23 protein-coding genes are annotated in these 23,515 nt (G+C 68.7%); 14 read left to right on the top strand and 9 right to left on the bottom strand.

What is annotated here, in order from left to right:
- Positions 1–109: 109 nt before the first annotated feature.
- From lptD to rsmA, 4 genes are all read left to right on the top strand, one after another.
- Positions 110–2,350: an LPS assembly protein LptD gene (gene lptD / locus GO308_RS07210; protein ID WP_240884871.1), complete on the top strand. Its 2,241-nt coding sequence runs from the start codon at positions 110–112 to the stop codon at positions 2,348–2,350.
- An 87-nt stretch (positions 2,351–2,437) separates the two neighbouring features.
- Positions 2,438–3,784 carry a peptidylprolyl isomerase gene (locus GO308_RS07215; RefSeq protein ID WP_240884873.1) on the top strand — a complete coding sequence of 449 codons (1,347 nt, stop codon included), beginning with the start codon at positions 2,438–2,440 and terminating at the stop codon, positions 3,782–3,784.
- A 22-nt stretch (positions 3,785–3,806) separates the two neighbouring features.
- Positions 3,807–4,802, top strand: coding sequence for a 4-hydroxythreonine-4-phosphate dehydrogenase PdxA (gene pdxA, locus GO308_RS07220; RefSeq protein ID WP_346769029.1), 996 nt, complete (start codon positions 3,807–3,809; stop codon positions 4,800–4,802).
- Positions 4,803–4,804: 2 nt separating this feature from the next.
- Positions 4,805–5,635: a 16S rRNA (adenine(1518)-N(6)/adenine(1519)-N(6))-dimethyltransferase RsmA gene (gene rsmA / locus GO308_RS07225; protein WP_240884879.1), complete on the top strand. Its 831-nt coding sequence runs from the start codon at positions 4,805–4,807 to the stop codon at positions 5,633–5,635.
- Between the two features lie 575 nt (positions 5,636–6,210).
- Here rsmA and GO308_RS07230 read toward each other — a convergent pair.
- The 5 genes from GO308_RS07230 to GO308_RS07250 all read right to left on the bottom strand — a co-directional run bounded on the left by GO308_RS07230 (position 6,211) and on the right by GO308_RS07250 (position 10,776).
- A complete protein-coding gene (locus tag GO308_RS07230) occupies positions 6,211–6,723 on the bottom strand; it encodes a hypothetical protein (RefSeq protein WP_066479878.1) in 513 nt (170 codons plus the stop codon).
- A 35-nt stretch (positions 6,724–6,758) separates the two neighbouring features.
- Complete coding sequence (locus GO308_RS07235; RefSeq protein ID WP_240884881.1) at positions 6,759–7,943, bottom strand: RsmB/NOP family class I SAM-dependent RNA methyltransferase; 1,185 nt, start codon at positions 7,941–7,943, stop codon at positions 6,759–6,761.
- Positions 7,940–8,092 carry a hypothetical protein gene (locus tag GO308_RS07240; RefSeq protein ID WP_156437734.1) on the bottom strand — a complete coding sequence of 51 codons (153 nt, stop codon included), beginning with the start codon at positions 8,090–8,092 and terminating at the stop codon, positions 7,940–7,942. The genes GO308_RS07235 and GO308_RS07240 overlap by 4 nt, the downstream gene beginning before the upstream one ends.
- 9 nt (positions 8,093–8,101) lie before the next feature.
- Complete coding sequence (gene guaB / locus GO308_RS07245; protein WP_240884883.1) at positions 8,102–9,559, bottom strand: IMP dehydrogenase; 1,458 nt, start codon at positions 9,557–9,559, stop codon at positions 8,102–8,104.
- 401 nt (positions 9,560–9,960) lie between these two features.
- Complete coding sequence (locus GO308_RS07250) at positions 9,961–10,776, bottom strand: CoA ester lyase (RefSeq protein WP_066546283.1); 816 nt, start codon at positions 10,774–10,776, stop codon at positions 9,961–9,963.
- 59 nt (positions 10,777–10,835) lie between these two features.
- Here GO308_RS07250 and GO308_RS07255 point away from each other — a divergent pair, with 59 nt between their 5' ends.
- The 3 genes from GO308_RS07255 (at position 10,836) to GO308_RS07265 (ending at position 14,331) form a co-directional block, all read left to right on the top strand.
- Positions 10,836–11,825 carry an SPFH domain-containing protein gene (locus tag GO308_RS07255; protein ID WP_066546282.1) on the top strand — a complete coding sequence of 330 codons (990 nt, stop codon included), beginning with the start codon at positions 10,836–10,838 and terminating at the stop codon, positions 11,823–11,825.
- On the top strand, positions 11,822–12,268 hold the full coding sequence (locus GO308_RS07260) for an NfeD family protein (RefSeq protein WP_066546280.1): 447 nt from the start codon (positions 11,822–11,824) through the stop codon (positions 12,266–12,268). The genes GO308_RS07255 and GO308_RS07260 overlap by 4 nt, the downstream gene beginning before the upstream one ends.
- 254 nt (positions 12,269–12,522) lie before the next feature.
- Positions 12,523–14,331, top strand: coding sequence for a DUF885 family protein (locus tag GO308_RS07265; RefSeq protein WP_240884885.1), 1,809 nt, complete (start codon positions 12,523–12,525; stop codon positions 14,329–14,331).
- Positions 14,332–14,496: 165 nt separating this feature from the next.
- On the opposite strand, the gene GO308_RS07270 is transcribed toward GO308_RS07265, so the two are convergent.
- The 4 genes from GO308_RS07270 to GO308_RS07285 form a co-directional block, all read right to left on the bottom strand.
- Complete coding sequence (locus GO308_RS07270; protein WP_082731180.1) at positions 14,497–15,579, bottom strand: mechanosensitive ion channel family protein; 1,083 nt, start codon at positions 15,577–15,579, stop codon at positions 14,497–14,499.
- Between the two features lie 33 nt (positions 15,580–15,612).
- The gene (locus GO308_RS07275) at positions 15,613–15,939 is read right to left on the bottom strand and encodes a hypothetical protein (RefSeq protein WP_066674725.1); all 327 of its coding nucleotides are present in this window, start codon (positions 15,937–15,939) and stop codon (positions 15,613–15,615) included.
- 85 nt (positions 15,940–16,024) lie between these two features.
- Positions 16,025–16,492: a hypothetical protein gene (locus GO308_RS07280; protein ID WP_240884887.1), complete on the bottom strand. Its 468-nt coding sequence runs from the start codon at positions 16,490–16,492 to the stop codon at positions 16,025–16,027.
- A 47-nt stretch (positions 16,493–16,539) separates the two neighbouring features.
- Complete coding sequence (locus GO308_RS07285) at positions 16,540–18,156, bottom strand: phosphoenolpyruvate carboxykinase (RefSeq protein WP_240885214.1); 1,617 nt, start codon at positions 18,154–18,156, stop codon at positions 16,540–16,542.
- 223 nt (positions 18,157–18,379) lie between these two features.
- Between GO308_RS07285 and GO308_RS07290 the strand changes: the two genes are divergently transcribed.
- Genes GO308_RS07290 through GO308_RS07320 form a run of 7 tightly spaced genes read left to right on the top strand, consistent with a single transcriptional unit; the run spans position 18,380 to position 23,507 of the window.
- Complete coding sequence (locus GO308_RS07290) at positions 18,380–19,084, top strand: response regulator transcription factor (RefSeq protein ID WP_066479896.1); 705 nt, start codon at positions 18,380–18,382, stop codon at positions 19,082–19,084.
- On the top strand, positions 19,053–20,627 hold the full coding sequence (locus GO308_RS07295) for a stimulus-sensing domain-containing protein (protein ID WP_240884888.1): 1,575 nt from the start codon (positions 19,053–19,055) through the stop codon (positions 20,625–20,627). Before GO308_RS07290 ends, GO308_RS07295 begins: the two co-directional genes overlap by 32 nt.
- Positions 20,624–21,064, top strand: coding sequence for an HPr kinase/phosphatase C-terminal domain-containing protein (locus GO308_RS07300; RefSeq protein WP_066546264.1), 441 nt, complete (start codon positions 20,624–20,626; stop codon positions 21,062–21,064). The genes GO308_RS07295 and GO308_RS07300 overlap by 4 nt, the downstream gene beginning before the upstream one ends.
- 6 nt (positions 21,065–21,070) lie before the next feature.
- Positions 21,071–22,006, top strand: coding sequence for an RNase adapter RapZ (gene rapZ, locus GO308_RS07305; RefSeq protein WP_240884889.1), 936 nt, complete (start codon positions 21,071–21,073; stop codon positions 22,004–22,006).
- Positions 22,003–22,410, top strand: a complete 408-nt coding sequence (locus GO308_RS07310; protein WP_066479908.1) for a PTS sugar transporter subunit IIA — start codon at positions 22,003–22,005, stop codon at positions 22,408–22,410. The genes rapZ and GO308_RS07310 overlap by 4 nt, the downstream gene beginning before the upstream one ends.
- Complete coding sequence (locus tag GO308_RS07315; RefSeq protein ID WP_066546262.1) at positions 22,407–22,679, top strand: HPr family phosphocarrier protein; 273 nt, start codon at positions 22,407–22,409, stop codon at positions 22,677–22,679. Before GO308_RS07310 ends, GO308_RS07315 begins: the two co-directional genes overlap by 4 nt.
- 24 nt (positions 22,680–22,703) lie before the next feature.
- On the top strand, positions 22,704–23,507 hold the full coding sequence (locus GO308_RS07320) for an RNA methyltransferase (RefSeq protein ID WP_066546260.1): 804 nt from the start codon (positions 22,704–22,706) through the stop codon (positions 23,505–23,507).
- Positions 23,508–23,515: the final 8 nt, after the last annotated feature.

Raw genomic sequence — 23,515 nt, forward strand, 5'->3', positions numbered from 1 at the left:
GCGCAACGCCGCGACCGCTTGCGATTGCGGAATGCGATGACCGGTGCGATAGGACGCGACCGTCACTGGCGCGCTCCTCCACCCGAGCGCATGGAAGAGGTTGGTCGAGGTGAAGCGTAACGCCCTGATCCTGTTCGGCGCGTTTTCGCTGTTCGCCACCGGCGGTGCCGCCGCCCAGGACCTGTCCGACCGCCCGATCGCGCCGCCGACCGCCGCCGACATCGCCCAGTCGGATGCGGAGGAGGAGATCCTGTTCTCCGCCGACGAGCTCGAATATGACAGCGAAGGCGACATCGTCGTCGCGCGCGGCGACGTGCGGCTCAGCCGCGCCGGCAACCGGCTGCGCGCCGACCGGGTGCGCTGGGACCGCAAATCGGGTCAGGTCGTCGCCGACGGCAACATCGCGGTCACCAATCCCGAAGGCGACGTGGCCTATGGCGACCGCATCGAACTGACCGACACGCTGCGCGACGGCATGGTCGAAAACATGCTTGTCGTGCTCGATCAGGGCGGGCGGATCGCGGCGGAACGCGGCACGCGCTCGGACGGCGGCGTCGTGACGGTCGAGCGCGCGGCCTATACCCCGTGCGCGGTAACGTCTAACGAGAATTGCCCGAAGGAGCCGTCGTGGAAGATCACGGCGGTCCGCGTCGTCTATGATCCCGCGCGCCACCGCATCCGCTATTATGGCGCGCGCCTGTCGATCTTCGGCTTCGCCACGCTACCGCTGCCGGCCTTCTCGCATCCGGTCGGCGATTTCAGCGACAATGGCGTGCTCGCGCCCCAGATCCGGCTCGATCGCGTCAACGGCCTCGAAATCGCGGTGCCCTACTATTTCAACCTGTCGCCCAACCGCGACCTGACGCTCACGCCCCACCTGTTCACCGACTCGCTGCCGCTGCTGGAGGGCGAATATCGCGCGCTGACCGACCGGGGCGCCTATCGCGTGCGCGGTTACGCAACCTACAGCCGGCAGAGCGACGATCGTGGCCCCGGCGGCGGGCTGGTCGACAGCGATCAGCAGTTCCGCGGCTATATCGACGGCAATGGGCGGTTTCAGCTCGACCCGCGCTGGAGCATCGCCGGCACGCTGCGCGTCGCGACCGACCGCACCTTCCTGCGCCGTTACGACATTTCGCGCGACGACCGGCTGCGCAGCTTCTTCAATGTCGAGCGGATCGATCGCGACAGCTATTTCGCGATCAACGGCTGGGCGGTCCAGACGCTGCGCCTCGGCGATACCCAGTCGCTCCAGCCGATCGCGCTGCCGGAAATCGAGTATCGGCGCCGCATCGCCGACCCGCTGCTGGGCGGCGTCATCCGCATCAACGCCAACACGCTCGCGCTTGCCCGCGCCGATGGGCAGGATACCCAGCGCGCCTTCGCGTCCGCGCAATGGGACCTGCGCCGGGTCAGCAACTGGGGGCACGACATCACGCTCACCGGCCTGGTGCGCGGCGACCTCTACAACAGCGACGACGTGCTGACGACGTTGGTCGAAAGCTATCGCGGTCGCGACGGTTTCCAGGCACGCGGGATCGCGCTCGCCGCGCTCGACGTCAAATGGCCGTTCATCGGCGCGGCGCTGGGCGGGACCCAGCGGATCACGCCGCGCGTCCAGCTGGTCGTCGCGCCGCGCATCCGCAATTTCCAGATCCCGAACGAGGATTCACGCGCCATCGACCTTGAGGACGTCAACCTGTTCTCGCTCAACCGCTTCCCCGGCTATGACCGGTTCGAGGATTCGTCGCGCGTCACCTATGGCGTCGAATATGCGCTCAGCCTGCCCGGCGTGGCGATCGACGCCAATGTCGGACAGAGCTACCGGCTGAACAACCGCACCGCGATCCTGCCCGAGGGCACCGGGCTCAGCGACCGATTGTCGGACATCGTCGGGCGCACCGACGTCCGCTTCCGCGACTTCGTGTCGCTGACCCACCGCTATCGGCTCGACAAAGACAATCTGGCCGTGCGCCGCAACGAGGTCGACGCGACCGTCGGCTCGCGCAAGACCTATGTGCTGCTCGGCTATCTCCGGCTCAACCGCGACATCGCGACGACGGGTGAGGATCTTCAGGATCGCGAGGAAGCCCGGGTCGGCGCGCGCGTCGCCTTTGCCGGCTTCTGGTCGCTGTTCGGATCGGCGACGGTCGACCTGACCGACCGCAACGAGGACACGCTGTCGTCGTCGGACGGATTCCAGCCGGTGCGGCACCGGCTCGGCTTCGCCTATGAGGATGACTGCCTCAAACTTGGCCTGACCTGGCGTCGCGACTATCAGGATTTGGGTGACGCGCGGCGCGGCAACAGCTATCTGCTGACGCTGGAATTGAAGAATCTCGGGCGGTAAGCCCCGGTTCAGCCGCAATTGTGAAAGATATGCGGCACGCAGTGGCCGGCGCCCGTGACGCCGGAGAGAAAGATTGATCGGGTGAAGATGAACATCGACGTTTGGAAGCGCGGCCTTGTGCGCTTCGCCATGACCGCAGCGCTCGCCACGACCGGCGCGGCCGCACTCGCCACCCAGGATGGCAGCGACAGCGCCGCCGGGCTGAACATCCCGGAGGGGCTCCAGATCTTCGGCAAGCAGGATCCCAACATCCGCAAGCCGACCGCGATCGTCAATCGCGCGGTCATCACCGGGACCGATGTCGACCACCGCGTCAACATGATCGTCGCGCTGAACCAGATCAATCTGTCGGCGCAGGAGCGCGACCAGCTTCGCCTTCAGGTGCTGCGCAGCCTGATCGACGAGACGCTGCAGATTCAGGAAGCCGCCGCCAACGAGATCACGATCACGCCGACGGAAATCGCGCAGGGCTTTGCCCGCATCTCGCGCAACTTTGGCCGCTCGCCCGATCAGATGCGCGAATATCTGCGCAGCGTCGGCTCCTCCGAACGCTCGATGGTCCGCCAGATCGAGGGCGAGCTGGCGTGGAACCGCCTGCTCGGCCGCCAGGTCCAGCCCTTCGTCAATGTCGGCGAGGAGGAAGTGAAGTCGGTGCTCGAACGCCTCGAAGCCTCCAAGGGCTCTGAGGAGTTCCACCTCAAGGAAGTCTATCTCTCCGCCACGCCCGAGCGCGCGGACGAGGTCTACGCCGCAGTCCAGCAGATGCTCGAACAGATGCGCGGCGGCGCGCCCTTTGAATATTTCGCGCGCACCTATTCGGAGGCGTCGACCAAGGCGGTGAACGGCGATCTCGGCTGGGTGCGCCCCGGCATGCTCCCGTCGCAGCTGTCCGACGCGGCGCAGCGGATGCAGATCGGCCAGGTCGCCGGCCCGATCGAGGTGCCGGGCGGCTTCTCGCTGCTTTACCTCGTCGACAAGCGCAAGGTGCTGACCGCGGACCCGCGCGACGCGCGGCTGAGCCTGCGCCAGATGACCATCCGCTTCCCCGCCGGCACCACCCAGGCGCAGGCGACCGATCGCGCGGCCGCCTTTGCCCAGGCGACGCAGCAGATCCGCGGTTGCGGCAATGTCGGCGCGGTGGCCCAGGACCTCGGTGCCGAGGTTGTCGACAATGATTCGGTGCGCGTGCGCGATCTGCCGCCCGCGCTTCAGGAGATCATGCTCCAGCTTCAGGTCGGCCAGGCAACGCCGCCCTTCGGCACCCCGGACGAGGGCGTGCGCGTACTCGTGCTGTGCGGCCGCGACGATCCGCGCAGCGCCGGCCTGCCGTCGATGGAGCAGATGCAGGCGTCGATGGAGCAGGAACGCGTCAATCTGGTCGCCCAGCGCAAGCTGCGCGACCTGCGCCGCGACGCGATCGTCGAGTATCGCTGACGATGGCCGGGGGCCGTCGACGGTGACCCCGCCGCTGGCGATCTCGATGGGCGATCCGGCGGGCATCGGCCCGGAGGTGATCGCCAAGGCCTGGGCTCGGCGTGAAACCGAACGCCTCCCGCCCTTCGTGGCGGTGGGCGATCCGCGCGCGATCGAACGCGTGTGGCGCGGCCCGATCGCGCGGATCGACACGCCGGGCGAAGCGGCCGCCATCTTCGACGGCGCGCTGCCGGTCATGGCGGTGACCGACGCGGGCGACATTACCCCCGGCCATCCCGATCCCGCCGGTGCGATCTGCGCGCTGCAGTCGCTCGAAATGGCGGTCGGGCTGACCCGCTCGGGCGCGGCGGCCGCGGTCGTCACCGGCCCGGTCGCCAAGGCGCAGCTCTACGCGATCGGCTTCACCCATCCCGGCCAGACCGAATTCGTCGCCGAACGCTGCGGCGTCGCGGCGGAGAATGCGGTGATGATGCTCGCCGGTCCGACGCTGCGCGTCGTGCCGGTCACCACCCATGTGCCGCTGGCCGCGGTGCGCGATCTGCTGACCATCGATCTGGTCGTCAACAAGGCCCGCGCCGCCGCGCGCGGCCTGACGCGCAATTTCGCGATCGAACGGCCGCGCCTCGCCTTTGCCGGCTTCAATCCGCATGCGGGCGAAGCCGGTGCGCTCGGGCGCGAGGAGATCGAGATCCTGATGCCCGCCATCCACGCGCTCCAGGCCGACGGGATCGATGCGGTCGGTCCGTTCGCCGCCGACACCATGTTCCACGGCCGCGCGCGCGGTGGGTATGACGTCGCGATCTGCTGCTATCACGATCAGGCGCTGATCCCGCTCAAGACGCTGCATTTCGACGAGGGCGTCAACATGACCCTCGGGCTGCCGATCGTCCGCACCTCGCCCGATCACGGCACCGCGTTCGACCTGGCCGGCACCGACCGTGCCGAACCCGGTGCGATGATCGCCGCAATCCGGCTGGCCGCCGAAGCGGCCGCGCACCGCGCCGAAGCCGCCGCCTGACCATGTCGCCGCCGACATTGCCACCCTTGCGCGATGTCATCCGCGCGCACGGGCTTCAGGCCAGCCGCGCGCTCGGCCAGAATTTCCTGTTCGATGCCCAGCTGCTCGCGCGCATCGCCGCCATCCCGGGCGATCTGGCCGGCCAGCCGGTGCTGGAGGTCGGCCCCGGTCCCGGCGGCCTCACCCGCGCGCTGCTGGCGGCCGGCGCACAGGTCACTGCGATCGAGCGCGATTCGCGCTGCATTCCCGCGCTGGCCGAACTCGCCGCCGCCTATCCCGGCCAGTTGCGGGTGATCGAGGGGGATGCCCTGGCGATCGACCATGCCGGGCTGTTCGACGCCCCGCCGCACATCGTCGCCAACCTGCCCTATAATATCGGCACCGCCCTGCTGGTCGGCTGGTTGTCGGCACCGTGGCGCCCGTGGTGGCAGACGCTGACGCTCATGTTCCAGCGCGAGGTCGCCGACCGCATCGTCGCGCCGGTGGGTGGCGACGCCTATGGCCGGCTGGCGGTCCTGTCCCAGTGGCGCAGCACCGCGCGTATCGCGATGCCCGTCCACCGCTCCGCCTTCACCCCGCCGCCCAAGGTGATGTCGGCAGTCGTCCATCTCGCACCCACCGACGCGCCGGCTGGTGTTGCGCTCGCCGACCTGGAACGCCTCACCGCCGCCGCCTTCGGCCAGCGCCGCAAGATGCTCCGCCAGAGCCTGAAACCGGTTCCCGGCGCGCTCGCAGCACTCGACGCGCTCGGCATCGATCCGACGCGACGGGCGGAGACGGTCGGCGTGACGGAGTTCGTTAAAATCGCACGAGCGCTCGCGAAGCAGGTCTAACACGGACCCTTTCTCCCACCCTCGCCATTGGCCAGACCGGGACCAGGCCGTAAGCTCATAATGCGGTCTGTCGGCTACCGACCCCAAGGCGGACGTTCATAATTGGTCAGGAGAGTCGCGCCTACACTTCCCCAAGCCGCGTGGAGTTAAGCGGAATGCGCGTTTGGATCATTGCTCTCGCGTCGCTTGGCGCTCACCAAGTTGACGCGATGGATAAGGCCTTACTCGCCGAGATTTTTGCGTCCCCGCAGGCCTTCGAGAACAAGGTCGTGTCCATTTGCAGTCGTCATCCCATTGACGGACAAACAGTAATGGTCGGAAACATGGGACGTAGCCCAACTGTAATTTGGTTAGATCGTCCGATCAAATCGCCTTCCGGGTGTGTCGAGGCACAAATAATGCGCGCGGAAACCCCATCGCCAGACCAGAGGCTTGCAGACGGCCCGATTGCTCTTGCAGGATGGCGACTAAAAGTCTTGCGTATTCTGTGAGCTAAGCGTCAGCTAACCACCCAGTTCCGGCCGCCTAGCACTTACGCCGAAAGCGGTCGTTTAGGGGTTCACGACCTAGTCTGCTCAGTTCTTCGCCGGCGCCGGCACCACCGGCGGCTTCACCGCATCCGCCGTCTGGGTCGTGGCCGGTCCCTTGGCGATCGCGGCGGCGAGGCCGGTCGCCTGCGGGCATTCGGCCGCGCAGAGCGCCTTGACCTTGGCCAGGTTCTCGCGCGCCCGCGCCAGAGCGCCCTTGGCGACCATCGCCTCGCCCTGCCCGGCCAGCGCGGCGATATCGTTGGGCTCGAGCAGCAGCGCCTCGCGATAGAAGCGGATCGCCTTGCCCGGCAGACCGCGTGCCTGCGCGATCTCGGCCAGCGCGACATAGGCCTGGCGGTTGCGCGGGTCGACGACCAGCGCGGTCTCCAGGAAATCGGTCGCCCCGTCCAGATTCCCCGCCGCCTTCGCTTGCTTGCCCTGTTCGAGCAGCGCCACCGACCGCGCGTCGATCTGGTCGTCGGGGCGCTGGCCGCTCAGCGACGTCGATACGCACAACAGGGTCAGGGCAGCGGCGGCGGAAACCGAAATCAAACGCATTATCGTCTCCAGCAACGAACTCGGGCGTGCGGCAGTCATGGCGCGATCAATCTGGCCACAAAAAAGCCGTCTGTCGAATGTGCGTTCGGCGACAGGCGAAGTCCAGTCCCCCTCGCGTCACCCACCGCCATGTCGGGGCGCTCGGCGCGCCAGCCCTCGTGCCGCGCCAGGAACGCATCGGCCTGATCCGCGCCTTCGGCATCGAGCACCGAGCAGACGACGTGGATCACCGCCCCGCCCGGCCGCACCAACGTCGCGGCAAGATCAAGCAAGCGCGCCTGCACCTCGACCAGCCGCGCCAGCCGGTCGGGTGTCAGCCGCCAGCGTGCCTCTGGGTTGCGCCGCCACGTCCCGGTGCCTGAACATGGCGCGTCGACCAGCACCAGGTCGGCCCCGCCGGTCAGGTCGTCCAGCGCCGCCGCCTCGCGCCCGGGATCGAGCAGCCGCGGCTCGGCGATCGTCACGCCCGCGCGCACCGCACGCGGGGCCAGCCGGCCCAACCGCCCGCGATCGGTGTCGCTGGCGATGATCCGCCCCGCATTCGCCATCGCCGCCGCAAGCGCCAGCGTCTTGCCGCCCGCGCCCGCGCACAGGTCGACCACCGTCATTCCCGGCGCGGCGCCACAGCCGAGCGCGACGTGCTGCGATCCCGCATCCTGCACCTCGAACGCGCCCTGCGCCCAGCCGGGATGATCCTCGACCCGGCTGTCGGGCGGCAGGCGCAGGCCGTGCGCCAGCCCCTCGATCGGCACCGCGCCCGGAAGCTCGGCCAGCACCGCCGCCACCTTGCCCCGCAGCGCATTGACGCGAATGTCGAGCGGGGCGCGGTCGAGCAGCGCCGTCTGTGCGGCCTTGTCCAGCCCCGACGCGGCCAGCCGTTTGACCAGCCAGGCGGGTGCGACGCCCGCCACTGCCGCCTCTTCGCCCGCTTCGATCGCTGCGGGGGCATGGCCCTCCGCGCCGAAATGCCTGCGCAACTCCGCGTCATCCGCCGCCAGCGCGAGCATCGCCGCGCGCCCGCTCGCCGGCCGCGCGCCCAGCAGCCGGATCGCACGATAGACCAGCTCGCGTACCGCGCGACGGTCCTTCGACCCGGCATAGCGGCGCTCGGCGAAATAGCGCGCGATCAGCGTGTCGGCCGCCGCGCCCTGATCGCGCGCGGCGGCGATGATCGCGTCGAGCAGCTCGATTGCGGCCTGGGTGCGCGCCTGTGGCGTCATGGCTCGCCGTCCCGCTCGCGTTCCAGCGCGCGTCCTTCCTCAAGCTTCGCCCGCGCGTTGCGATAACGCACGCGAAACAGGCGGATGCGGAACAGGATATAGAGGCTGGCGAGCGCGACGATCAGCCCGATTTTCTGGGTATCGGTCAAGCCATCGGCCTAACGCGTCGGATAATTGGGCGCCTCGCGCGTGATCGTCACGTCATGGACGTGGCTTTCGCGCAGGCCCGCGCCGGTGATCCGCACGAAGCGCGCCTTGTCGCGCAGCTCGGTCAGGGTGCGCGCGCCGGTATAGCCCATCGCCGCCTTCACCCCGCCCACCAGCTGATGGATGACGTCGCGCGCCGGGCCCTTGTACGGCACCTGCCCCTCGATCCCTTCGGGCACCAGCTTCAACTGGTCCTTGATGTCCTGCTGGAAATAGCGGTCGGCCGATCCGCGCGCCATCGCGCCGACCGATCCCATGCCGCGATAGCTCTTGTAGGCGCGGCCCTGGTACAGGAACGTCTCGCCCGGCGCTTCCTCGGTCCCGGCCAGCAGCGATCCGATCATCACCGATCCCGCACCCGCCGCCAGTGCCTTGGCGACGTCGCCCGATGTGCGAATGCCGCCATCGGCGATCACCGGCACGCCCGACTTGGCGGCTTCATTGGCCGCATCCATCACCGCGGTCAGCTGTGGCACGCCGACGCCCGCGACGACGCGCGTGGTGCAGATCGAACCGGGGCCGATGCCGACCTTGATCCCGTCCGCGCCCGCGTCGATCAGCGCGCGGGTCGCCGCACCCGTCGCGACATTGCCCGCGATCACCTGCACCGAATTGGACAGCGTCTTCACCCGCTCGACCGCGCGCGCGACGTCGCGGTTGTGGCCGTGCGCGGTGTCGATGACGATCAGGTCGACCTGCGCGTCGACCAGCGCCTCGGTGCGCTCGAACCCCTTGTCGCCCACCGTCGTCGCGGCCGCGACGCACAGCCGCCCCGCGCCGTCCTTGGTCGCTTCGGGATAGAGCACCGCCTTCTCGATGTCCTTGACGGTGATCAGGCCGATGCAGCGATAGGCGTCGTCGACGACCAGCAGCTTTTCGATCCGGCGCTGATGGAGCAGCCGGCGCGCCTCGTCCTGCGTCACGCCCGCCGACACAGTCGCCAGGTTATGGTGCGTCATCAGCTCGCTGACCGGCTGGGCCGGGTTTTCGGCAAAACGCACGTCGCGGTGCGTCAGGATGCCGACCAGCTTGCCGCCCGCCTCGACCACCGGGATGCCGCTGATCCGGTGGCGCTGCATCAGCTCCTGCGCCTGCGCCAGCGTCGCCTGTGGTTCGATCGTGATCGGGTTGACCACCATGCCGCTTTCGAAGCGCTTGACCTGGCGGACGGCGGCCACCTGTTCCTCGATCGACAGATTGCGGTGGAGCACGCCGATGCCGCCCAGTTGCGCCATCACGATCGCCATGTCGGCCTCGGTCACCGTGTCCATCGCCGACGACAGCACCGGGATATTGAGCGCCAGGTCGCGCGTCACGAAGGTGCGCGTGTCCGCCTGGCTCGGCAGCACCTCCGATTCCGCCGGGTACAGCAGCACGTCGTCGAAAGTGAGGCCGAGGGGAATGTCCATGAAGGTGCCGTATCGCCTGAGTCGAGGATTGGCGGCCCATGTAACCGCACCCGCCCGGATGCGCCAGTGGGGCGGAGGATCGAACGCGGTCGGTGATGGGGCGAACGAGTCACCCCCCACCACCGCTCGTTTCGAGCGAAGTCGAGAAACGCGATGCCGGCGTGGCGGGTGCGACACGTCTCTCGACTTCGCTCGAGACGAACGGCTTCTCGTTGGGAAGCTCCCCGCCCTCAAAACGGAAGGGGAGCGCCACGCTGTCCTACAAGCCCGCTGCCTGCCACGCTCCGGTCATGGCCCTTTCGCGCCCTGCCCCTCGCTTCAACGATCGGGCCGCCGCACCCCCAGGACGTAAACCTCGCACAGCCCGCAACTTCCGCAACTTCGCCCCGCGCCGGGACGCTTCAACCGTCCGCCCGCGCGATCAGCGCGCGCGCTTGTTCGACATGCATCGCCTCGATCATCCGGTCGCGAAAGCGTTGCGCGCCGCCGCTTGCCGCCGCCACGAGTGCCCGCGCATCGGCCAGCTCGGCCTCGGTCGGCCCGAACGCCGCCGCCGCCACGTCGATCTGGCCGGGATGGATCAGCGTCTTGCCGTCAAAGCCGAAGCTGCGCCCCTCGCGGCATTCGGCGGCCAGCCCTTCGGGATCGTCGAGCGCATTGAACACGCCGTCCAGCGCCCACACGCCGCTCGCGCGCGCCGCCAGCACGATCGCCTGGAGCGCCAGCGTCAGCCCCGCGCGCCCGCTGCCCGGCGGCATCCCCCCGAGCGGCATCCCGAGCGTCGCCATCAGGTCGTTGGTCCCCGCGATCAGCCCGGCGACGGCGGGCATCGCGGCGATCGCCGGCGCGTCGAGCACGCCGCGCGGCGTCTCGATCATCGCCAGCACCGGCTTGTCGCCGAACGGCACGACCACGTCGCCCTCGACCTTGGGCAGGACGATGAACGCCGCGGGCGAGGCCATGACCGCATCGACATCCGCCGACCAGGCCGGATGGCCGGTGCCGTTGACCCGGATCGCCACCCGCTTGCCGGCCAGTTCTCCCGCCACCGCCGTCACGGCGGCGTCGCGCGCGCGGTCCTTGTCCGCCTCCGCCACCGCATCCTCCAGATCGAGGATGATGAGGTCGGGGCGCAGCGTCGCCGCCTTGGCGATCGCGCGCGGATTGGACGCGGGCAGAAACAGCGCGGTGCGCGGGGCGAGTATGGGTGCGTTCATCCTTTCCCCATGCTAGCACGGCACCCGGATGCCAAGTGCGACGATCGGGGGAATGCGGGATGCTTGAAACTTTGCTCGGTTTGGTGGTGCTGCTGGTGCTCGGCTATCTGTTCGCCAGCATCAAGATCGTCCGCCAGGGCTATCACTATACCATCGAACATTTCGGCCGCTTCACCGGCGTCGCCCAGCCGGGGTTCAACTTCTACCCCGCCTTTTTCTACCGCGTCGGGCGCAAGGTGAACATGATGGAGCAGGTGATCGACATTCCTGGGCAGGAGATCATCACCCGCGACAATGCGATGATCTCGACCGACGGCGTCGTCTTCTTCCAGGTGCTGGATGCGCCCAAGGCAGCGTACGAAGTCTCCGACCTCTATGTCGCGCTGATGCAGCTGACCACCACCAACCTGCGCACCGTCATGGGCTCGATGGACCTCGACGAAACGCTGTCGAAGCGCGACGAGATCAACGCGCGGCTGCTCTCCGTCGTCGATCACGCGACCACGCCCTGGGGGGTCAAGATCACCCGCGTCGAGATCAAGGACATCCGGCCGCCCGCCGACATCGTCAACGCGATGGGCCGCCAGATGAAGGCCGAGCGCGAAAAGCGCGCCAACATCCTGGAGGCGGAAGGCACGCGCGCGTCGGAAATTCTGCGCGCCGAGGGGCAGAAGCAGGCGCGCATCCTCGAATCCGAAGGGCGCAAGGAGTCGGCCTTCCGCGACGCCGAAGCGCGCGAGCGCGCCGCCGAGGCCGAAGCGAAAGCGACCCGGCTGGTGTCCGAGGCGATCGAGCAGGGCTCAGCCCAGGCGATCAATTACTTCATCGCCCAGAAATATGTCGACGCGGTCGGCAAGTTCGCCACCTCGCCCAACGCCAAGACGATCCTGTTCCCGGTCGAGGCGACGCAGCTGATCGGCACGCTTGGCGGCATCGGCGAGATCGCCCGCGACGCGCTCGGTACCCCGCCCGCCCCGCCGCCCGCACCCAGGCCGCCCCGGCGTGTCGGTCCCTTTGCGATGCCGGGGGCGGAGGACGCGCCTGAATGAGCGAACCATGGATCGTCTGGGCGATCGTCGCGGTCGTGCTCGGCGCGACCGAATTGCTGCTGCCCGGCGTGTTCCTCGCCTTTGCCGCGCTCGCTGCGGCGATCACCGCGATCCTGGCCGGGGTGCTGCCCGGGCTCGGGCTGGGCGGACAGCTGCTCAGCTTCGGGGCCTGGACAGCCGTAACGGTGCTGATCGGCCGACGCTGGTATCGCGACTATCCGGTCGCCACGACGGACCCGCTGCTCAATGACCGCGCCGCCCGGCTGGCGGGCGCGAGCGCCATCGTCGCCGAAGCGATCGTCGCGGGCGAAGGCCGGGTGCGGATCGGCGACGGCGAATGGCCGGCGCGCGGCCCCGACGCCCCGGTCGGCACACGGATGCGGGTGATCGCGATCGAACAAGGTGTCGCCCGGGTCGAGCCTGAACCCCCGGCCCTTTCCTGAGAATCAGACCGAAATTGCCCTGCTCGCTTCCCTTCCACCCCGATCGTCGCCCCGGCCCCGTGCCGGGGTCCACCGTGACGCTCAGCGGAATGCGCGTAGTGGTGGGCTCAGACGGTGCCGCAGGGCGTGGCGCGACGCCAAGGTCAGACGTCCGTGCGTCTTGCACGATGGACCCCGGCACGAGGCCGGGGTGACGGCCGGTCAAGAAATCGGCCAAACTTAAACCCACACCACCACACCTACCGGAGACGATGATGCCCGCCCTTTCCCGCCGCCAGTTGCTCGCCGGTGCCGGCTCCGCCGCCTTTGTCGCGGCCTTTCCCGATCTGGCACTGGCCCGCACCGATCGTGCGGCCGCCCTCGCCGACGATCTCGCCGAATCCTATCTGCGCCTGTCGCCCGGATCGGCGACCGGGCTCGGCATCGACCGGGGCGCGCGTGCCGCGCTCAAGTCGCGGATGGAGGACAGGTCGTTTGCCGGCGTCGCCGCCGAACGCGCCTGGCTGAAGGATGCGCTCGGCCGCATCGACGCCGTGCTGCCGCAGGCGCGGGGCGAGACGGCCAAGACACTCGACATCGCGCAGACCGCCTATGCCACCGCGCTGGAAGGCTATGGCTTCGGTTATGGCGATGTCGCGATCGGCGGTTGGCGCAACGGCCCCTATCCTGTCGCGCAGAATATGGGTGCCTATCTCGACGCACCCAAATTCCTCGACGCCAGCCACGTCATCGAAAATGCGGCCGACGCCGACGCCTATCTGGCGCGCCTGTCCGCGATTCCCGCGCAGCTCGACGGCGAAACCGAACGCCTGCGCGCCGCGCGCGGCATGGGCGTGGTCGCCCCCGACTTCATCCTCGCCAAGACGCTGACCGCGATGCGATTGACCCGGGGCGAAGCCGCCGGCCAGTCGCTGCTCGTCACCTCGCTGCGCGATCGCACCCGGTCGCTGTCCGGCGACTGGGCCGCGCGCGCCGAGCGGATCGTCACTGCCGACATCCAACCCGCACTCGACCGCCAGCTCGCCGAGCTTGAGCGCCATGCCGCGATCGCCAAGTCCGACGCCGGCATGTGGGCGCGGCCCCAGGGCGACGCCTATTATGCCTGGGCGTTGCGCGCCGCCTCCACCACCCGCATGACGCCCGACGAGGTGCATGACGAGGGCAATCGCCAGCTCACCGAACTGCATGGCGAGATGGACGCGATCCTGAAGGGGCTGGGCTATGCCGACGGTTCGGTCGGCGCGCGGATGCTCGCGCTCGCCAAGGACCCGCGTTTCACCTTTGCCGAGGGCGATCCGGGGCGCGCGGAGATCATGGCGTTCATCCGCCAGCGCATCGATGATCTGCGTCCCCGCCTGCCGGGCGCATTCCGCACGCTGGTCCGGGGCAATGTCGAGGTTAAGCGGATCGCGCCGGCCGAAGAAATCGGCGCCCCGGGGGCCTATGGCGGCGCGGGGTCGATTGACGGCACGGTGCCCGGGCGCTTCTGGATCAACCTGCGCTCGACCGACATGCATACCCGCTTCAGCCTGCCGACGCTGACCTATCATGAAGCGATCCCCGGCCATGTCTGGCAGGGCGAATATGCCAACCGCCTGCCGCTGCTCCGCACGCTGATGGGCTTCAGCGCCTATTCGGAAGGCTGGGCACTCTATGCCGAACAGATCGCCGGCGAGCTGGGCGTCTATGACGGCGACCAGGTCGGGCGGCTCGGCTATCTCGCCTCGATGGCGTTCCGCGCCGCGCGCATGGTGGTCGACACCGGCATCCACGCGAAGCGCTGGGACCGCGACAAGGCGCGCGCCTGGTTCGCGGAGGCGACCGGCGACACGATCGACGGCGTGACCAGCGAGATCGACCGCTATTGCGTGTGGCCGGGCCAGGCGTGCGGCTACAAGATCGGCCATACCGAGATCAATCGCCAGCGCCGCAAGGCCCAAGCCGCGCTCGGCACGCGCTTCGACGTCCGCGACTTCAACGATTTGGTGGTCGCCGGCGGCGGCCGCCCGCTGCTGGTCGTCGAGCGCGACGTCGATGCGTTCATCGCAAGCCGGCAGGCGTGACGGCTCAGGCGCCATACCCGGCCGACCGTCACCCCGGCCTCGTGCCGGGGTCCACTTCGCCACCCGCACTCGTCTCGAACGTTGCGCGACACCCCACCGGCACCGCTTGCGCGCAAGAGTCCGCCCGCTTGGCGAGCGGCACGAGGCCGGGGTGACGACGCTTGGTCAGGCCGTAATCGGCTCGACCGCCAGGCGCTCGCGCGGCAACGCCTCGGGCATCTCGTCGGCGATGTAGCGCATCAACCCCTCGCGCAGGTCGCAGCGCAGATCGAACGCACGGCCGGCATCGGCGGCGCTGACGAGGACGCGGACCTCGATCGCGTCGCGGCGCTGTTCGGTGACTTGGGTGCCGATGACGCGGCGGTCCCATTTGGGGTGCGCGGCCACCAGTTCCTCCGCCTTCGCGCGGATCCGCGCGACATCGGCGCGCGGGTCGAGGTGAAGGAATACCGTGCCCATCAGCGCGCTCGACGTGCGCGTCCAGTTCTGGAAACTGTCCTCCAGGAACTTGCTGACCGGCACGACCAGCCGCCGGTCGTCCCAGATGCGCACGATCACATAGGTCAGCCGGATCTCCTCGATCCGCCCCCATTCGCCCTCGATGATGACGACATCGTCGATGCGGATCGGCTCGGTAAACGCCATCTGGATGCCGGCGATCAGGTTCTTGAGCGCGGGCTGCGCCGCCGCGCCGACCGCCAGCCCCGCCAGCCCCGCCGACGCCATCAGCGTCACGCCGACATTGCGCACGCTGGGAATGCTGAGCAGCATGACGCACACGGTCACGAACCCGACGACGAACACCGCGATCCGCCCCAGGATCGCGCTGCGCGTGCGTTTGCGACGCGCGTTCAGATTGTCCTCGATGGAAATGTCGGCATGGACCGCGATCACGTCGTTGACGCCGCGGATCAGCGCGATCGCCAGCCAGCCGATCAGCGCCGGCACGATCAGGCCCGCGAGCAGCGTCCACAGCCGGTTGGCGCCATCGGGAAGGTGGATGACACCGCGTACCGCCGCGAGCGCGATCGCGACCAGAATCCACCGCGACGGGCGCCGGGCATGGGCGACCAGAATGTCGTCGCCGCTGTCGGGGGTCCGCGCCGCGATCCGGCCGGCAATACGAAAGACGAGCCAGTGAAGCGCCAGCGCCGCGACGACGGCGATGGCGACGGTGCTCAGGTCGACGACCAGGACCGGCACGGCCCAGCCAAACAGGTCGAGGGTCGGCATGGCCGTCAAGCGCATGACCGGGGCAAGGGTTCCCGGACGTGCGGCGGATCAGCCCTTGTTGTTGAGGAACCCGCCCGCGATCGACCCGATCTGGCCCAGCAGCCCGCCGCCGCCGCCCGATTCGTCGTTGAGCAGTTGGACGAAGCGCGTCAGCGACCCCTCGCCGCCGATATGCTCGACGATCTGGCGCAGCTGGTCGACGCCCAGCCCCGTGTCGGCGGCTGCGGTCTGCAGCGTGTCGGTCGGCGCGACATGCGCCTTTGCCAGCGACGCGACGGCAGCTTCGACCTGGTCGGCGGGCAGGCCCAGCTTGGTCGCCATGTTGGCGAGTTCGACATGGTCCCCGAGTTGCGCAAGCATGGCAGCGATGTTCATGTGGTCCTCCCGTCCATCCCGGCCAGGCGCATCCCCTGTGCCGATCGATGCGGCCATAGCCGAGAAACGTGACACATGCAGGATGTCAGATCGTCGGCTGTCGTGGAACAGTCCCGATCAGGTCCGGGTCAACCCATCCGCGTCGCGCCTCGACCGAGAACAGGCGTTCGCGCGAATAGAAGCGCAACGGCCATTCGCGGTGCCCCTCCGGCGCGACGAGCAGCGCGTTGACCGCGTCGACCAGGGGGATCGCCATCTCCGCCCGCGCCAGGAATGCGCGCACGGTCGCCAGCATGAACTGGGTGATCGTCTCGTGATAGCCCTGGTGATCGTCGTTCACCCCGCCGACCGCGGCATTGTAGCCGCGGATGATGGCGGGAAGCTCGTGCTCCAGATCGATGTCGGGGCGCATACGGATCAGCCACGCGCAGGCGGCGAGATGCGCCTCGTGCGTCCACGCGGGACGCGGCAGATCGCGGTCGAGCAAGCCATTGCCGACCGCCGCGATCGCGGCATCGTCGGGAAACAGGCGGGCTTCGTTGTCTTCGGACATGATCGGACGTTCCTTATTGAAAGGGTGGCCCGATCAGGTCGGGCCGGTCAGGCGGGTTCGGCCTCGCGTTGTCGCACCCGGGGTGCCGCCGCCCGCACGCCTGCATCGACATGATCCGCAAACGGCGCGAAATTGGCGTTGAACAGGTCGACCAGCCGGGCTGCGGTCGCGTCATAGTCGGCCGGGTCGGTCCAGGTCATGCGCGGATCGAGGATCGCAGGATCGACCCCCGGCACGCTGACCGGCACGGCGAAACCGAAATTCGGATCGGTGCGGAACTCGGCATCGTTCAGGCTGCCGTCGAGCGCCGCGTTGAGCAGCGCGCGCGTGACCTTGATCGGCATCCGGTTGCCGACGCCGTACTTCCCGCCGGTCCAGCCGGTATTGACCAGCCAGCAGTCGACATTGCCGCTGGCGATGCGCTGCTTGAGCAGGTTGCCATAGACCGACGGATGGCGCGGCATGAACGGCGCGCCGAAGCACGTCGAAAACGTCGCCTCCGGCTCGGTCACGCCGATCTCGGTGCCCGCCACCTTGGCGGTATAGCCCGACAGGAAATGGTACATCGCCTGGTCCGGCGTCAGCCGCGCGATCGGCGGAAGCACACCGAACGCGTCCGCGGTCAGCATCACGATGTTGCGCGGCACCGGCCCCATATTCCGCGCGCTGGCATTGGGGATGAAGTCGATCGGATAGGCACCGCGGGTATTTTCCGCGAGGCGATTGTCGTCGAGGTCGAGCTCGCGCGTGACCTCGTCCATCACGACATTCTCCAGCACGGTGCCGAAACGCCGCGTGGTCGCGAAGATCTCGGGCTCGGCGTCGGCGGACAGGCGGATCATCTTGGCATAGCAGCCGCCTTCGAAGTTGAAGACCGCGGTGTCGGACCAGCCATGTTCGTCGTCACCGATCAGCGTGCGCGACGCGTCCGCGCTCAGCGTCGTCTTGCCGGTGCCCGACAGGCCGAAGAAGATCGCCGTGTCGCCGTCCGGGCCGATGTTCGCCGAACAGTGCATCGGCATGATGCCCTGTTCGGGCAACAGATAGTTGAGCAGACCGAACACGCTCTTCTTCATCTCGCCCGCATAGGCGGTGCCGCCGATCAGGATCAGCCGCTCGGTGAAGTTGACCGCGATCACCGTCTCGCTGCGGCAACCATGGCGCGCGGGATCGGCGCGGAAATCGGGCAGGTCGATGATCGTGTAATCCGCCGCGAAGCCGGCGAGCTCGTGCGGCTGCGGGCGGACGAGCATCGTGCGGATGAACAGGCTGTGCCAGGCCAGCTGCGTGATGACGCGCACGCGGACGCGATGTTCGGGCTGCGATCCGCCGAACAGGTCCTGGACATACAGCTGGTTCAGCCGGCCCAGCGCCGCCAGAAAATCCGTCTTCAGCGCGGCGAAATGAGCGGGCGTCATGTCGCGGTTCGACTTGCCCCACCACACGGTCTGGTCGGTCTGCGCGTCGCGGACGATGAACCGGTCATTCGCCGAGCGGCCGGTATGCCGCCCCGTCGCGACGACCAGCGGGCCGTGGCGCGCCAGCTGTCCCTCGCCGCGCAGGATGGCGTGCTCGACCAGCCGGGCGGTTTCCAGATTGGCATGCACCAGCGCGTCGGCGGGCAACGGCACGACATCGTCGCCCACCCGAAGCAGCGTTTGAATCACCGGCATCTCTCCTTTTCCGCCGCTGCGTCGAACTGCGCGCGGCGTTCTTTTTGGCAATCGCGGCACTTGGTGCCGTCGCATACGTATGCAGCGCGCATAATGAGCGAATCGCACAGCGTCAAACCGCCGCACCTGCATCCTTGCTGTCGCGGGATCAGGCGGTTGAGCGCGGCGCCGAACTGGACTAGGCCCATGCCCAGTCGCAACCTGCAGGGCCCGGATGACCGCTTCGATTGCGCTGGTCGACGACGACCGCAACATCCTGACTTCGGTGTCGATCGCGCTGCAGGCGGAGGGATTCGCGACGCGCGTCTATTCGGACGGCGAAGCGGCATTGAAGGCGCTGATCGACAATCCGCCCGACCTTGCGGTGCTCGACATCAAGATGCCGCGCATGGACGGACTGGAGCTGCTGCGCCGGCTGCGCGAGCGGTCAAACATTCCCGTCATCTTCCTGACCAGCAAGGATGACGAGCTCGACGAGGCGCTGGGTCTCGCGATGGGCGCCGACGACTACATCGCCAAGCCTTTTTCCCAGCGCCTGCTGATCGCCCGCATCCGCGCGCTGCTCCGCCGGGCAGAGGTGCTGGCCGCCGCCGACGATGCCGAGGATGAAAGCGCGCCGCGCATCGTGCGCGGGCGGCTGACGATGGACCCGTCGCGCCACGGCGTTACCTGGGCCGGACAGCCGGTCACGCTGACCGTCACCGAATTCATGATCCTGGAAACGCTGGCGCAGCGGCCCGGTATTGTGAAGACGCGCAACCAGTTGATGGATGCGGCCTATCACGACGACATCTATGTCGACGACCGCACCATCGACAGCCACATCAAGCGCGTGCGCCGCAAGTTCCGCCAGGTCGACGCCACCTTCGACGCAATCAAGACATTGTATGGCGCGGGCTATCGCTTCGTCGACGAGTGACGAGCGCGAGCTGTCGCTGCGCTGGTCGGGCCGCGTCAGCCTCACGCCGCGCATCCTGTTCGTCAACATCTTCGCGCTGGCGCTGCTGGCCGGCGGCTTTTTCTACCTCGACACCTATCGCGCGCGGATCATCGACAGCCGCGTCGCGCGCGCGACGCTGGAGGCGCGGCTGATCGCGGCGGCGATGGCCGCGGCACCCAGGCCGGAGCGCCGCGCACTGTTCCTCAGCCTCGCGGAATCGACCGGATCGCGGCTGCGGCTGTACGATACGGACGGTCGCCTCGAACTCGACACGCGCGCGCTCGGGCTGCGCAATTTCCGGCTGCGCGATCCCGATCGCGACCCGTGGCAACAGGACGCCGCGCGGTTCCTGGACGCGGTGATCGACACGGTCGTGCGCACCGCGCGCGCGCCGCTCTATCGCGAGCCCGCCGACGATCGTGGCGATGTCTGGCCCGATGTCCAGGCGGCGCGCACCACCGGGTCGGCCGCAGCGTCGGTATGGCGCGCGCCGGATCGCACGACGGTGATCACCGCCGCCTCACCCCTGCCCAGCGGCGAAGTCGCGATGTCGGTGGTCAACGCGCTCGACATCACCCAGACGGTCCGGCTCGAACGCTACCGGCTGAGCGTGGTCATGGGCATCGTCACGCTGGTGTCGGTGCTGCTGTCGCTGTTCCTGGCGCGCACGATCGTGCGGCCGCTGCGCCGGCTGGCCCGCGCCGCCGTGCGCGTGCGGCTGGGGCGTGCGCGCGAAGTGGTGGTGCCGCGCCTCCCGTCGCGCCGTGACGAGATCGGGATGCTGGCCCGCGCCCTCTCCGACATGAGCCAGGCGCTCACCGCGCGGATCGACGCGACCGAGGCCTTCGCCGCCGATGTGACGCACGAGCTCAAGAATCCGCTGGCGTCGCTGCGCTCGGCGGTGGAGAGCCTGGGCAATGTCCGCGACCCGGAGCTGCAGGCGCGGCTGCTGGCGATCGTGCGCGACGACGTGCTGCGGCTCGACCGGCTGATCACCGACATCTCCGATGCCTCGCGGCTCGACGCGCAGCTGAGCCGCGCGCAGTTCGAGCCGGTGTCGCTGACCGCCATGCTCGACGCGCTGGTCCGCGCGCGCATCGACCGGGGGATCAGCCGCGATATCACGCTCGCCTTCGACGCGCGGATCGACGATCCGCTGATCGTGATGGGCGAGGGATCGCGGCTGGAGCGCGTCTTCGCCAACCTGCTGGACAATGCGCTGTCCTTTTCGCCCGATCGCGGGAGCATCCGCGTGATCGCCACCCATGTCGGCGACATCGCCCAGGTCGCCGTGGAGGACGAGGGCCCCGGCGTGCCGGAGGACGCGCGCGAGGCGGTGTTCCACCGCTTTCATTCGGTACGCCCGCAGGGCGAGGCGTTCGGCCAGCATTCGGGGCTGGGGCTTGCCATCGCGCGCACGATTGTCGAAGGACATCAGGGCATGATCGCGGTCGAATCACGGGCGGATCGAACCACCGGCGCACGCTTTGTCGTGCGGCTGCCGCTGGCGGCGCGGCCGTGACCACCGAACTGTCCGCCGAAACGGTGCACGCCTCCGCGGTCGCGATCGAGGGCCGCGCGGTACTGATCGAGGGCCGGTCCGGCGTCGGCAAGTCCGACCTGGCGCTGCGCCTGATCGATCGCGGCGCGCAGCTGATCAGCGACGACTATACCGTGGTGCAGCGGCGCGGACGCCAGCTCGTCGCCTCGCCGCCCGAACCGATCGCCGGCAAGATCGAGGTGCGCGGTGTCGGCATCGTCCCCCTGCCCTTCGTCCGCGACGTGCCCGTCGCGATGATCGTCCGCGTCGACGATCATCCCGATCGCCTGCCCGACGAGATTGAGCAGCGGCGGCTGGCGGGCATCGCGATTCGCGTCATGCCGCTGCCCGCGCTCGAACCGTCCTCGCCGATCAAGGTCGAGATGGCGCTGCGCCTGATCGATCCGGACGCGGCCTGATCCGCGATGGCGGGCAAGCACATCCTTCTGGTCACCGGCATGTCGGGCGCCGGCAAGTCGACCGTGCTCAAGACGCTGGAGGATCTGGGCTGGGAGGTGGTCGACAACCTGCCGCTCAGGCTGCTCGACCGGCTGCTTGCCCAGGCCGAACCGGTCGACAGCTGGGGCGATGACCGCCCGCTCGCCATCGGCATCGGCGCGCGCACCCGCGGCTTCGACGCTGAAAGCATCGTCCGGCGGATCAAGCGGCTGCGCGAGGACCATGGTCACGACATCGGGACGCTGTTCCTCGATTGCGAAGGCCCCGAACTCGAACGGCGCTATTCCGAAACGCGCCGCCGCCACCCGCTGGCGCCCGACCGGCCGGCGAGCGACGGCATCGAGCGTGAGCGCGAGTTGCTCGGGCCGCTGCGCCGCTGGGCCAACCGGCTGATCGACACGACCCAGCTGACCTCGAATCAGCTGGCCCAGGACATCCGCCAGACGCTGGGGTTGACCGACCAGGGCGGCCCGGTCGTGTCGGTCGTGTCGTTCGGCTTCGCGCGCGGCCTGCCGCGCAATGCCGACCTCGTGTTCGACATGCGCTTCCTGCGCAATCCGCACTGGGTGGCCGATCTGCGCCCCGGCACCGGTCGCGATCCCGCGGTTGCCGAATATGTCGCGGGCGACCCGGCCTATCCGGAGGCGGTCGCCGCCATCGAATCGCTGTTGCTCATGCTGCTTCCCCGCTATGCGGCGGAGGGCAAGTCCTATGTCACCATCGCGATCGGATGTACCGGGGGGAGACATCGGTCGGTTCATGTCGCCGAACGGCTCGCAGCAAGGTTGCGCAACGCGGGCTTTTCGCCCACCTTGACCCATCGCGACCTTGGGACCGCGCCGCAGGACATGATGGAAGGCGCGCCGGGACAAATGGAACCACACGGGAAATTGCGCGCATGATCGGCTTGGTATTGGTGACGCACGGTCGGCTTGCCGAAGAGTTCGTGGTCGCGATGGAGCATGTCGTCGGGCGCCAGGAGCGGATCGTCCCGATCTCGATCGGGCCCGAGGACGACATGGAGGAGCGCCGGCTGGACATCGCGCGCGCGATCGAGGCGGTCGACGATCAGCGCGGCGTCATCGTGCTGACCGACCTGTTCGGCGGCACGCCGTCCAACCTTGCGATTTCGCTGATGGAACCCGGACGGATCGAGGTGATCGCCGGGATCAACCTGCCCATGCTGATCCGCCTGGGCGGCGCGCGCAAGACGATGAAGGTCGCCGAAGCTGTCGCCGCCGCGCGCGAGGCCGGGCGCAAATATATCTCGGTCGCCTCCGAGGTGCTCGGCGAGGCGGCTGCTTGAACCGCGTCAGCCGCACCGTACGGATCAGCAACCGCCGCGGGCTGCACGCGCGCGCCAGCGCCAAGTTCGTGACGCTCGCCTCCACCCAGTCGGGCGAGGTGATCGTCGAAAAGGACGGGTCCAGCGTCACCGGCACGTCGATCATGGGGCTGATGATGTTGGGCGCCGCAATGGGTGACGAGATCACGATCAGCGCCGAAGGCCCCGATGCCGACACGGTCGTGGCCACCATGGCCGCGCTGGTCGAGGACCGATTCGGCGAGGAGTGAGCCCCCTCACCGCCATTTGTCTCCATGCCACGCGCCATCACCGCCTTTTCCAACCCGCTGATCAAGCGGATGCGGCTGCTCCGCGACAAGAAGCACCGCCGCGACGAGCGGCTGTTCCTGGCCGAAGGGCTGCGCATCCTGACCGAGGCGCGCGAGGCGGGGCATATCCCGCAATGGCTGTTCTTCGCGAACGCGAGCGCGCGACACCCGCTGGTCGAGGCACTGGTCGCCGATGTCGAGGCGGCCGGTGGCGAGGCGATCGAGACGAGCGCCGACATCCTGTCCAAGCTGTCGGGCAAGGACAATCCGGGCGCGGTGATCGGCGTCTTTGCCGAGTTGCCGGTCGATCTGGCGCGGATCGACCGCAGCGCAGCGCCGATCTGGCTGGTGGCGGAGCGGCTGCGTGATCCCGGCAATCTCGGCACCATCCTGCGCACCGCCGACGCGGTCGGTGCGGGCGGGCTGATCCTGGTCGGCGACTGTGTCGATCCGTTTTCGGTCGAGGCGGTGCGCGCCAGCATGGGGGCGCTGTTCACCGTGCGGCTCGCGCGCGCGGAGTGGGACGAATTTCTGCGCTGGCTCCGCGCTGGGCCGGGCGAGCTCGTCGGGCTGAGTCTGGACGGCGCGGTCGATTATCAGCAGCCGCGCTATGCCGCCCCGACCTTTCTGCTGACAGGCAACGAGGCGCAGGGGATGCCCGCCGACTATGCCGCGCAGTGCGACCTGCGGGTGAAGATTCCGATGCTCGGCAAGGCCGACAGCCTGAACGCCGCGGTCGCCACCGCGGTGATGGCGTACGAGGTGCTGAACCAGCGCCGGCGCGGCTGACGCGGCAA

Source organism: Sphingomonas sp. SFZ2018-12, assembly GCF_022496715.1.
Taxonomy (GTDB): domain Bacteria; phylum Pseudomonadota; class Alphaproteobacteria; order Sphingomonadales; family Sphingomonadaceae; genus Sphingomonas.